We start from the raw sequence: 11,119 nt of genomic DNA on the forward strand, positions 1-11,119 counted from the left end.
TGAAAAGATTCCATTGAGAAAACTAATCTTAAACCTTCTGAATAAATAACTCACGATCAAAACGATACTGCGGGAAAAACACCCCGTCGGTCGCACGCTCACCTGCACCAATCACCATCACAGGATATTGCTGCTCGTTTAGATTCAAAATTTTACGAACCAAAGGCTCATCAAAACCTTCCATCATACAACTATCAAAACCATAGGCACGTAAAGCTAGGACAAGATTTTCACAAGCCAAAGCTGTAGTTTTACTTGCCCAAAGTTTTGTATCTGCTTGGTTAAATGTGGTTACGGGTAGTTGTTTATCTAAGCTACGTGCGATTTTGAAAGCAACTTTCTTAAAGTTACCTAACGCATTTAAGTAACCTGTTTTATAGTTATAAGGAATAAACTTGTAATATTTGAGTACACTTGCAGGGGCTTCAGGGAAAGGGAACTCTGTAATGTTACGTTTTGCCATTTCATCATTACGGTCAGTACGTGCGACACACACGATCAGTTCTGACGCTGTTTTTGCTGCAAGCTGATTTAGGCAAGCTTTAACCAATAGTTTCTTTTTCGTTGGATTTTGCACCACATAAAAAGTCCAAGGCTGTAAGTTAGATGAATTTGGTGCAAGTAGTGCCAAATCTAAACAGTCATCAAGCACTTCGGCTGGAATGGTCTTATCCGTAAATTTACGAACAGAACGGCGACTTTGAATGACTTTTTTAAAATTCTCAACATCAATGTCTTGTGGCGCGGGCTCAAAATAGCGTTTTTTTTCTGTAGTGTTTGACATAAGAAGTATTTCCAGATTGGGTTTTAAAATATGTTGGGACTAAAAGTAAAAAAACCACTGCGTTTTAATAAACGTAGTGGTTTTTTCAGTCAAGCTATAAAGCCTTAATTGAACTGGGAAAAATCAGGTTTACGTTTTTGCATAAATGCTGCTACAGCTTCCATCATTTCAGGCGAACCAACGCGATCCATAAAAATTTCAGCTTCATGATCAATCCAAGCTACAATTTCATTTACATTATGTTTCATCAGGCCTTTAGACTTAACCAAGGATGCTAAAGGTAAAGCAGACAATTGTGCTGCTTTTTTAGCTGCTACTGCATATACATCATCTTCAATACTGTTCACAATATTTGCAGCAACTGCAGTTGCACTGTCAAATTTCTGAGCAGTCAGCAATAATTCTGCTGCTTTGTGGTAACCCGCTTGTTCAACCAATAATTTGCTCGAAGCTCCTTCAGGTGATAAGCCAAGGCTGACAAATGGAATTTGGAATAGGGCAGTGTTGTCGCTATAAACCAAATCACAATGTAATAAGATCGTTACCCCAATACCAATCGCCACACCACGTACAGCAGCAATCAACGGTTTAGAAAACTTCGCTGCAGATTTGAGTAAAATAAATGGAGGGCCTTCAGATGCTGGTGCTTGGCCTTTTTGCGCCGCAGATTTCATAAAGTCTTGCATGTCGTTGCCTGCGGTAAAGTCTGCATCTTCACCACGTAGAATCACGGTACGAACGCTATTGTCCTGATCTGCTTCATCTAAAGCTTTTGCAATCCACAAATAAAGTTCGCTATACAATGCATTTTTTGCTTCAGGACGATTAATGGCTAATGTCAGTACACCATTATCTAATTTTGCATTCAAATGTTGATGAGGTTGTTGAATACAGCTCAGTGTCATCGTACTATCCTTGCTTGAAAGTCTGATTTAATTTTATGGGTTCATTATGTCGCATAATTTTATGATCGACATAACTGACCAGTTCATAAAAAAGTAAAAGATTTATGCCATATACATTTGATTATCTCGTATTCATTGGTCGTTTCCAGCCATTTCACTTGGCACATATGCAAACCATCAAGATTGCTTTGGAGCAAAGTGAAAATGTCATTTTGGCTTTAGGTTCTGCACAGAATGAACGAAATACGAAAAATCCATTCTTAGCGGCTGAACGTGAAGAAATGATTTTATCTAACTTTTCAGAAGCGCATCAAAAACGGATTCACTTTGTACATGTAATTGACGTTTATAATGATGTTAAATGGGTGCAACTGGTAAAGAAATTAGTGAATCATGTAGTCACACCTGATGCTAAAGTTGGACTCATTGGCCATTTTAAAGACGATTCATCATATTATTTACAGCTTTTTCCAGAGTGGGAAATGGTAGAACTCGATAGCCTGCAAGATGCGATGTCTGCTACACCTGTTCGTGAAGCTTACTATCGTGGGGAAATTTTAGAACAAGCGTTTCCTTTAGGGACGAGTGATTTTTTACATAAATTCCAACAAAGTGAAATTTATAAACAGTTGCAACACAAATTTTTAACTCAGGACACATCCAATTTAGACTAAGGTTCTCAGTCGAATAAAAATATTTCGACGAGGACCAACTGCAATGGATAGAAAACAACAGACGATATCTAATACTGTCATTAAAAATACCTTGATGATTGCAGGTGTTATATTTGCCTGTAGTACACACGCGCAAGCTGAAGCTTGGACGTTGACACCACAAAGCAATGTAGGCTTTGAAATTAAATCTTTAGGTGTGACTGTAGTAAAAGCCAAGTTCAATCGTGTGCAATCCAGCATGCAGTTTGATGCCAAAGCACCACAGCATGCTTCGACAAATTTTGTTATGGATGTAAATAGCCTAAGCTTGAGCAAGCCTTCATTGAAAAATATGATTTTGGGTGAAGATTTGTTTTATGCATCCAAATACAAAACAGCCACGTTCAAAAGCACCAGTTTTAAAGATTTGGGTGGGGGAAAATATAATATTGCTGGGAATTTAACACTTCGCGGCATCACCAAACCTGTCACATTTAGTACCACGCTAAAACCGAATGCAAATACTGCTAATTTGTTGGACGTTCAATCATCAGCCATGATTAACCGCAGTGATTTCGGTATGAAAAAAGCGATTGGTGGTGTAGGTGAAAAAGTGAATATTCAACTGTCAGGCCAGTGGAAAGTGCAATAGCTTGCGTGGCTTAGAATTCTGAGTTAACTTTTTGCTCATTCATCTCTGCGTGTGCTTTTTTCACCAAGATATCTGTCAGCACATTTAATTGCACCGACTGCTGTTTCCAATGGTGCCAATACAAAGGTTGATCAATATTGAGCTGAGGATCCACTTCAACCAATGAGCCTTCTTCCAAACAAGACTTGGCTTGATAGTAAGGTAACCAGCCATAGCCGAGTCCTAAGGTAATCGCATCAAAAAATGCACTGGAAGATGGAATAAAGTGATGTGGATATTGAGTTGGATTAAGTCCGAATTTTTGTTGGATATAGGCCGTATGGAGCACATCTTTTCCATTAAAGATTAGGGCAGGAGCAGCACGTAATGATTCTCGGTTGACACCTTGGTCAAACCATTGCTGTGTAAAAGTAGGTGTTGCAACAAAACGGTAGTTCATATCCCCAAGATATTCGGCCACGCAGCCTTTCATGGCTTGAGATTCATCCGTCACGCAGGCATTCACTAAACCAGCTTCAAGTAAGTGGTGAGTTTGTGATTGGTCATCGACCTGAAAATGTACCACAATCTTTTCATTAATCAATGTTGACTGTAACACGGGTAAAAGCCACGTGGCTAAGGAGTCGGCATTGGTTGCAATGTTGATCTGATAAAAAGCAGAGGTGTTTATATGACCAGTAAGGTTCTGAATGAAGCTTTGCTCTAGCAGACGACTATGCTGCAAGTAATGTAACAGCGATTGTCCAGCTTGGGTGGGACGGCAGGGTCTTTCTCGTACAATCAATAAATGTCCCAAACTTTTTTCTAGGTTTTGTACACGTAAAGTTACGGCAGAAGCGGTAATGCATAAGTGCTCGGCAGCAAGGTCAAAACTTCCTGTTTCTGCTACTGCTAAAAATGCATCACACTGTTTATGATTGAGCATAATCGAGACTCACTTAAAACTAAAAATATTTTAGTTATATTGATATTTTCTAAATAATACTTAATTTAATCAAAAATGAAAGATAATCCTGACATTATCAATTAAGTTGAAAAGTCAAAATGTTAAGTACATATATGCAAGGGCTTACAGTCGGGATGAGTCTTATTATTGCTATTGGTGCGCAAAATGCATTTGTGCTGAAACAAGGCCTCAAAAAGCAGTTTGTTTTTTGGGTATGTTTTGTTTGTGCATTATCAGATTCGATTTTAATTGTATTGGGTGTCTCTGGCTTTTCAAAAGTGCTTCAGCACTATCCTGAAATTATTCAGTTTGCCAAATGGGCAGGGGCGCTTTTTTTATTTTGTTATGGATTTCAACATTTACTACGGGCCTTCAAATCACAGCAGGGCTTGGAAGCAAGTGCCATTGAAAAGCATCAGCTGTTAAATATTATTTTGCTGTGTTTAGCGCTGACTTGGCTTAATCCGCATGTGTACTTAGATACAGTTATTTTACTGGGTTCAATTTCAACACAGTTTGAGCAACCTGCGTACTTTGCCCTAGGGGCAGTGTGTGCGTCTTGGTTATTCTTTTTTGCTTTGGGCTATGGTGCTCGTATGCTTACTCCCATTTTTTCAAATCCGAAAGCGTGGAATGTCCTCGATGCGATCATTGCACTGGTGATGTGGGGGATCGCTATTTCGCTGCTTGTGAAATAAAAAGCGTGTACAATAAAATCTATCAATAAAAAATCACACAAAACAAAGCCCGCATCTGCGGGCTGATGTGGATTAAGCTTGTAATGCTTTTAAGTCTTCTAAAACTTGTTCCGCATGCCCCGCGGCTTTCACCTTACGATATTCTTTCACCAGTTTGCCGTTATGAAAAATAAACGTTGAGCGCTCAATGCCCATCACTTTTTTACCATACATATTTTTTTCTTTAATCACATCAAAGTGTTTACACAGCACTTCTTCTTTATCGCTGATTAAATTAATGGTTAAAGCCTGCTTTTCTGTAAAATTCTGATGCGCTTTAACCGAGTCACGTGAAATCCCAATGATTGTGGTTTGCAGGGCATCAAACTGATCTTTTAAACATGAAAAACCAACGGCTTGAGTTGTGCAACCAGGCGTTGAATCTTTCGGGTAAAAATACACAATCAGCCATTCAGTCGGTACTTCAGTTAAGTTCACGTTGCCTGTTGTCGCTGGAAAGTTCTGATTTGGAAGTTGGATCGTATCAGTCATGTTCTATCCTTAAATGTCGCGCTGTTCTAATTCAATTGGTAAAAAGGCATAATTTTCGTGATACAGAATATCACCTTTAACGACTGAAAGTGGATGTTTGAAAATTGGGCCATCAATCACCGTGGTGTGGAATTCACCCGCTTCGCCGCATGGATCAATGCCTCTTGCAACCAATGCATCAATATATTTAAGGCTAAGCGCTTGACCTAAATCCTCAATTTTCATCCCTAAATTTAAGTTGACTGTAACGATGATACTTTGAAAACCGAGTCGAATAAACTCATGCACAATGTCTAAACGTGGGCGTTGCCACAGTGGCATACATAAACTGAGCTCAGTTTTATCGCAAACGGATTGATTCCATTCGGCATGTGCCATTAAATCAATATCACCAGTGACTAATGTTTCTGCACCTAAACTTTGAGCTTTTTGTAGCAGTTGAATGAACTGGTTCTCATAGTCTTGCCACGTTGCAGAGGCACTGTAGATGGGAAGCCCAATTGCTTTTGCCTGCGCATGAATAATATCGAGTGACATCCCGTGTGAGCGTGACTTTTGGCCTTGCTCTTCTAACATGACAATCAATGCAATGGCTTCACCCATTTGTATGGCTTTGTATAAAGCCAGACTACTGTCTTTACCACCACTGTAAGAAGCAACAAATTTGCGGTCTTGTACGTTTGTATTCCATTCAACAAGCATATTTAAATATTCTATCTTTTGGAGCATATAAAAAAGCCTGCATAGAGCAGGCTTCATTCACATATTGTGAATTATTTTTTCGGAGCAGCTTTCATTGCTTCTTCAGTTAAAGACTTTAATTTGCCTGTTAACTGTGGACCGAAACATGTTTGAAGGTCTTTATTTTGTTTTTGTACAAAAGCTAAAGTAGATGGGCTTTTCTTTTGATTAATTGCACTTTGGATTTCCCATTTTTGTGCATTGGTCAATTTACCATCTGCTTCAACTGCACAAGTACAGTATTTGCTTACTTCCGCTGCGCTAAGCTTTTTGCTTTTCCCAGTTTCTTCTTTACAAACATTGATCAATGCAGATTTTACATTGGTGCTTTTATACGCTTCTTGTAGTTTGTTCGATTCAGCAGCATGTGAAGCTGTTGCGAACAATGCAGCTGCAGACACCAATGTAGAAAGCAAAATGTTTGATTTTAAATTTTTCATAAACTGTACCTTGTTATTACGGTATATAACGTGTCGGATCTTCTACGCCAGCATCTGCAAAACCTTCTTTACGAAGACGGCAACTGTCGCATTTCCCACATGCACGTCCTTGGTCATCTGCTTGGTAGCAAGACACCGTTTGACTATAGTCTACGCCATGTTCTATACCTAAGCGAATGATATTTGCTTTGGATAAATGTAACAGAGGTGTTTCAAATTTAAGAGGTTTTCCTTCAACGCCAACCTTGGTTGCAAGGCGAGCCATATTGGCAAATGCCTCAATAAATTCAGGGCGACAGTCTGGATACCCTGAATAATCAACAGCATTAATACCAATCACAATGGCTTCAGCATCTAAAACTTCTGCTGCTGCTAATGCATAAGACAAGAAAATTGTGTTACGTGCTGGAACATAAGTTACAGGAATACCGACTTGTTCATGATCTGGAACATCAATGCTATGGTCTGTTAACGCAGAACCGCCTAAATTACCTAAGTCGATATTAATAACACGATGTTCTACACCTGCTTTTTTCGTCAGTTCACGTGCAGCGTCCAGCTCGGTAGTTGAGCGTTGACCATACATAAAGCTGAGCGCTGTACAGTCATACTGTGCTTGCGCCCATGCTAAACAAGTTGTTGAGTCTAAACCGCCAGATAACAAAACTATGGCACGAGGGCGCATACAAATTTCTCCAAATATAAATTAAAGATGAATAGGCAATGCATTAACGACCAGTTTCGTCATTCCAAAGCAACTTGTGGAGTTGGAGTTGGAAGCAAACAGGGAGATGGTCTTCTAATATCCATTGCGCTAAGTCACGCGCAAGTTGAGGTAAACGAGCAGCACCTTTCTCAACTGCAAAAGCAGGAGAGAACCATACTGTGCTGACTTTTTCATTGAGTTTATAGTCTTCAACTTGCTGTTTTGACCATTCATAATCCTCACGGTTACAAATCACAAACTTGATTTGGTCGTGTTGGGTTAGATGGTCCAGATTCGAAAGCAAATTTCGTGCAACTTCACCTGAAGTTGGGGTTTTTAAATCTAATACTTTTGAAACACGTGGGTCAACCTTAGACACATCTAAAGCACCACTGGTCTCTAAAGAAACTTCACAGCCAAGATCTGCAAGACGTTGCATTAAAGGCAAGGCATTGGGCTGTGCAAGGGGTTCACCACCTGTCACGCAGACATAAGGTGTTTTAAAACCAAGCGTGGTTTGAATAATCTGATCTAAAGATTGGCGCTCACCACCTTCAAATGAATAAGTCGTATCACAATAGGTACAACGAAGCGGGCAACCTGTTAAACGAATAAAAACTGTTGGAAGTCCAGAGGTATTGGCTTCGCCTTGCAAAGAATAAAAGATCTCCGTGATACGTAGACCCGCAGAAGGGTCAGAAACAGGGATAGCAGAAGATCGAAGCGTATTCATAGCAAAATTAAACCACAGGTTAGAAAAACAAAAATCTCTACGGCTAGTCTTAACCGTAGAGATGAGGAACTTTAGCTCCGCAACAAGATGAATAAAAGTTTATTCGTCGCGTAATAAATCGTTCAAGCTCGTTTTAGAACGCGTTTGCGCATCTACTTTTTTCACGATGATTGCAGCATATAGACTGTAAGTACCGCACTTAGAAGGTAAGCTACCTGCAACGACAACAGAACCTGCTGGTACACGGCCGTAGTGAATTTCGCCAGTTGCACGGTCATAAATCTTAGTCGATTGACCAATGAATACGCCCATAGAAATCACAGAACCTTCTTCTACAATCACGCCTTCTACAATTTCAGAACGTGCGCCGATGAAGCAGTTGTCTTCAATAATTGTTGGGTTCGCTTGAAGTGGCTCAAGAACACCACCAATACCTACACCACCAGATAAGTGAACGTTTTTACCAATTTGAGCACATGAACCAACAGTTGCCCATGTGTCAACCATTGTACCTTCATCTACATAAGCACCAATGTTCACATAAGAAGGCATTAACACTACGTTTTTCGCTTGGAAAGAACCTTTACGCGCAACTGCTGGCGGAACAACACGAACGCCTGCTGCTTTAAATTGTTCTTCAGTCCAACCTGTAAATTTAGTATCTACTTTGTCGTAGAATTGAAGGTCACATGACTCAATTGGTTTGTTGTCATTTAGTTTGAATGATAAAAGCACGGCTTTTTTCACCCATTGATGAACAACCCACTCGCCATCAATTTTTTCAGCAACACGTAATGTCCCGTTATCTAAACCAGCAATGACTTCTTCAACTGCTGCACGAACTTCAGCAGAACAGTCCGCTGCTGTAAAATTCGCACGGTCTTCAAACGCTTGTTCAATAATTGTTGAAAGCTGAGACATGATCTTCCTTCCAGAAAAAAAATTTTCCTGATTTTACACTAAATTGTGCGGAGAATAGATGAAAAAACAGCATAGGATCGGAAATAATAATGAATGATTGGAAATAAGGCATTTAAGCTGGTTGGGTTTGAAAGATTAAGTAAATAAATGTTATTTACAACAACAATAAAGCTTAAAATGTATCAAAAAATAACAAAAACTGAGCAAATCTCGAATAAAAAACAGTCTGGGGCTGTTTTAAGATGGGCTCATCAAAAAATGGTAAATGATGTAAAAAATCTTTATTTTTTAGAGGAGAAAAACATGAAATCATTACGTTTAATTGCAATCGTAACTGCAATGTCAGCGGTTGCAGGTACAGCTTTTGCTGATGATGCTGTCGTAAAAGATGGCTATGCTTTTGACCAAAATAAACTCATTCCTACAGGCGTCCGTGCTGAAGTGGGTACAACAGGCTACGGCGGTGCTTTATTGTGGACAGCAAACCCATACGTGGGTTTAGCTTTAGGTTATAACGGTGGTGATATTTCATGGTCTGATGATTTGTCTATCGACGGCACAAAATACGACATGGATATGGATAACAGCCTTGCATATTTAAATGCTGAAATTCGTCCGTGGGGTGCAAGTACAAACCGATGGGCTCAAGGCGTATATGTTGCTGCTGGTGTAGGTTATATTGATAATGATTATGCCTTAACCAAACGTCTGAACAACTCAAACGATACAATTAAGATTGATGGTCAGAATTTTTATGCGCCATCAGGTAGTGGTTCTGTAGATGGTTCTTTATCATATAAAAATGATATTGCTCCATATCTAGGTTTTGGTTTAGCTCCTAAGATTAATCAAAACTGGGGTGTATTTGGTGAAGTTGGCGCTTACTACACTGGTAATCCATCTGTGGATTTGAATTCGACTGGTTTGGTTGAAGTGGGTGGTTCGACTTCAGGTCAGACAGCTGCAGATAATGAAGCACGCAAGATTGCCAATGATGATAAATATAAATGGCTTCCAGTTGCAAAATTGGGTGTCAGTTACCACTGGTAATCCAAGACATAAAAAAACGAGCCAAGGCTCGTTTTTTTATGTCTAGTTATTTTGTCTCATTTTAAAAATGATGGGCAAAACGAATACCAATGGCCCATGCATCATTATCATTGAGTGCTGAAAGCCCTGTTATACTTTCAAATGGATTTGAATCATTGGGTGCTTTTGGGGTATCGAAATGAAAATAATAAAGACCCATTGCAATATTCAATTCAGGTCGCAATTTGTACATGCCGGCAAGCCCAATTCCTTTATAGCCATCACTTGGATTAAGCGTAGATGCAGGGTTATTGGTACCAGAGTCCCACAGTAACTCTAATGCACTGATCCATTTCTCATTCCATAAATGTGCAAGCCCAAGTTTTGTAGACCATTGATCTTCTTTATAGCTAATCAGTTTGATATCTTTCACTTCAGGGTAGAATATTGCAGCATAATCAATGACAGCTTCAAATTTGGGGGGATGAATGACGAATTCTTCCCAATTGACCCATCTCACACTCCCGTACAAAAGATTCTGATAGGGTAGCCCTGTCATAAAATCAAAATTGACTGATTGGGGCGTTTTTATATGTGTTGTATCGGGTGTGCTAACACCAATTTTGATAGACTCGGTTGTGCTGAGTTGATGTTTGATGGGGGAGCGATAAGTCAAAGATGTTCTAAAATGATACTCTGGCATCTGATAACTTATACCTGCTAACCAGCCCAGACCCTCATCTTGTTTAAAATCGGCATCATAACCATCAAACACAGAATATGTTTTGCCTTTCATGTTTAAAGAACCTTCAAGACTTTGATAGCTTAGTCCTCCATAAACATCCCAATTGGGCATGATTTGATAGCCTAAAAGTGTAGTTAGGTTATGGCTCTTAAAATTTATACTGGCTGCTTCGATTTCATGTTTTTCTCCATAGATGATTGGACGGTAACGATAGTCGATATCTACAGCAAAAGGTTGGTCATAAATGATTGCAAATTTGACTTGAGGGTTGAGTTCTAATTTTAATGCAGCCCCCATCATTACTTGTTTATTACTAAAATTTCCTGTTGAAAAGTCAGTTACACCAAATTGTTGTAATGCCTCACTATGCTGAACTTGGCCAGAAACTTGTGGCTGGATGTAGGCAAGAGAAAACTCAGCATAATTTTTAGGTTCAAAAAAAGGTTGTATGGTTTGACCTGACAGTTCAAAAGCAGCAGCAAAGCATAATTTTGAGGAATATAAACAGAGTAAAGGGAAGCTCAATAGTTTCTTTTTCATTGTTTGAGCTCATTAGTTTTTTTATCAAGCGATTAAATCATATACTATATTTACTTGAAATGTACGCGTTTAGCGGAAAAAAAGAGGCTTGTTAG

The 11,119-nt window shown here is 39.3% G+C and carries 14 protein-coding genes; 4 read left to right on the forward strand and 10 right to left on the reverse strand.

The window, feature by feature from the left end; translation table 11 throughout:
* Nucleotides 1–28: 28 nt before the first annotated feature.
* Both DPG01_RS06810 and DPG01_RS06815 read right to left on the reverse strand, forming a co-directional pair.
* The gene (locus DPG01_RS06810; RefSeq protein WP_086208274.1) at nucleotides 29–784 is read right to left on the reverse strand and encodes a nitroreductase family protein; all 756 of its coding nucleotides are present in this window, start codon (nucleotides 782–784) and stop codon (nucleotides 29–31) included.
* 104 nt (nucleotides 785–888) lie between these two features.
* On the reverse strand, nucleotides 889–1,689 hold the full coding sequence (locus DPG01_RS06815; RefSeq protein ID WP_086208273.1) for an enoyl-CoA hydratase-related protein: 801 nt from the start codon (nucleotides 1,687–1,689) through the stop codon (nucleotides 889–891).
* Nucleotides 1,690–1,793: 104 nt separating this feature from the next.
* Between DPG01_RS06815 and DPG01_RS06820 the strand changes: the two genes are divergently transcribed.
* Complete coding sequence (locus tag DPG01_RS06820) at nucleotides 1,794–2,363, forward strand: nicotinate-nicotinamide nucleotide adenylyltransferase (protein ID WP_110974584.1); 570 nt, start codon at nucleotides 1,794–1,796, stop codon at nucleotides 2,361–2,363.
* 43 nt (nucleotides 2,364–2,406) lie between these two features.
* A complete protein-coding gene (locus DPG01_RS06825; protein WP_110974585.1) occupies nucleotides 2,407–2,994 on the forward strand; it encodes a YceI family protein in 588 nt (195 codons plus the stop codon).
* Between the two features lie 10 nt (nucleotides 2,995–3,004).
* Here DPG01_RS06825 and DPG01_RS06830 read toward each other — a convergent pair whose 3' ends face one another.
* Nucleotides 3,005–3,919: a LysR family transcriptional regulator ArgP gene (locus tag DPG01_RS06830; RefSeq protein ID WP_110974586.1), complete on the reverse strand. Its 915-nt coding sequence runs from the start codon at nucleotides 3,917–3,919 to the stop codon at nucleotides 3,005–3,007.
* A 119-nt stretch (nucleotides 3,920–4,038) separates the two neighbouring features.
* On the opposite strand from DPG01_RS06830, the gene DPG01_RS06835 reads away from it, so the two are divergent.
* Nucleotides 4,039–4,638 carry a LysE/ArgO family amino acid transporter gene (locus DPG01_RS06835; RefSeq protein ID WP_110974587.1) on the forward strand — a complete coding sequence of 200 codons (600 nt, stop codon included), beginning with the start codon at nucleotides 4,039–4,041 and terminating at the stop codon, nucleotides 4,636–4,638.
* Between the two features lie 72 nt (nucleotides 4,639–4,710).
* Here DPG01_RS06835 and DPG01_RS06840 read toward each other — a convergent pair whose 3' ends face one another.
* The 6 genes from DPG01_RS06840 to dapD all read right to left on the reverse strand — a co-directional run bounded on the left by DPG01_RS06840 (nucleotide 4,711) and on the right by dapD (nucleotide 8,710).
* The gene (locus DPG01_RS06840) at nucleotides 4,711–5,169 is read right to left on the reverse strand and encodes a peroxiredoxin (RefSeq protein WP_086208268.1); all 459 of its coding nucleotides are present in this window, start codon (nucleotides 5,167–5,169) and stop codon (nucleotides 4,711–4,713) included.
* A 9-nt stretch (nucleotides 5,170–5,178) separates the two neighbouring features.
* Nucleotides 5,179–5,871 carry a diphthine--ammonia ligase gene (locus tag DPG01_RS06845; RefSeq protein ID WP_110974592.1) on the reverse strand — a complete coding sequence of 231 codons (693 nt, stop codon included), beginning with the start codon at nucleotides 5,869–5,871 and terminating at the stop codon, nucleotides 5,179–5,181.
* Between the two features lie 71 nt (nucleotides 5,872–5,942).
* Nucleotides 5,943–6,350, reverse strand: coding sequence for a hypothetical protein (locus DPG01_RS06850; RefSeq protein ID WP_086208267.1), 408 nt, complete (start codon nucleotides 6,348–6,350; stop codon nucleotides 5,943–5,945).
* 16 nt (nucleotides 6,351–6,366) lie between these two features.
* On the reverse strand, nucleotides 6,367–7,035 hold the full coding sequence (gene queC / locus DPG01_RS06855) for a 7-cyano-7-deazaguanine synthase QueC (protein WP_086208266.1): 669 nt from the start codon (nucleotides 7,033–7,035) through the stop codon (nucleotides 6,367–6,369).
* Between the two features lie 43 nt (nucleotides 7,036–7,078).
* Complete coding sequence (gene queE / locus DPG01_RS06860; protein ID WP_086208265.1) at nucleotides 7,079–7,789, reverse strand: 7-carboxy-7-deazaguanine synthase QueE; 711 nt, start codon at nucleotides 7,787–7,789, stop codon at nucleotides 7,079–7,081.
* A gap of 99 nt (nucleotides 7,790–7,888) precedes the next feature.
* Complete coding sequence (gene dapD, locus DPG01_RS06865) at nucleotides 7,889–8,710, reverse strand: 2,3,4,5-tetrahydropyridine-2,6-dicarboxylate N-succinyltransferase (RefSeq protein WP_110974588.1); 822 nt, start codon at nucleotides 8,708–8,710, stop codon at nucleotides 7,889–7,891.
* A 303-nt stretch (nucleotides 8,711–9,013) separates the two neighbouring features.
* On the opposite strand from dapD, the gene carO reads away from it, so the two are divergent.
* Nucleotides 9,014–9,760 carry an ornithine uptake porin CarO gene (gene carO / locus DPG01_RS06870; RefSeq protein ID WP_110974593.1) on the forward strand — a complete coding sequence of 249 codons (747 nt, stop codon included), beginning with the start codon at nucleotides 9,014–9,016 and terminating at the stop codon, nucleotides 9,758–9,760.
* 61 nt (nucleotides 9,761–9,821) lie between these two features.
* On the opposite strand, the gene DPG01_RS06875 is transcribed toward carO, so the two are convergent.
* The gene (locus DPG01_RS06875; RefSeq protein ID WP_110974589.1) at nucleotides 9,822–11,024 is read right to left on the reverse strand and encodes an outer membrane protein transport protein; all 1,203 of its coding nucleotides are present in this window, start codon (nucleotides 11,022–11,024) and stop codon (nucleotides 9,822–9,824) included.
* Nucleotides 11,025–11,119 lie beyond the last annotated feature (95 nt).

Origin of the sequence: Acinetobacter sp. WCHAc060042, assembly GCF_003231195.1 — a bacterium.
Classification (GTDB): Bacteria; Pseudomonadota; Gammaproteobacteria; order Pseudomonadales; family Moraxellaceae; genus Acinetobacter.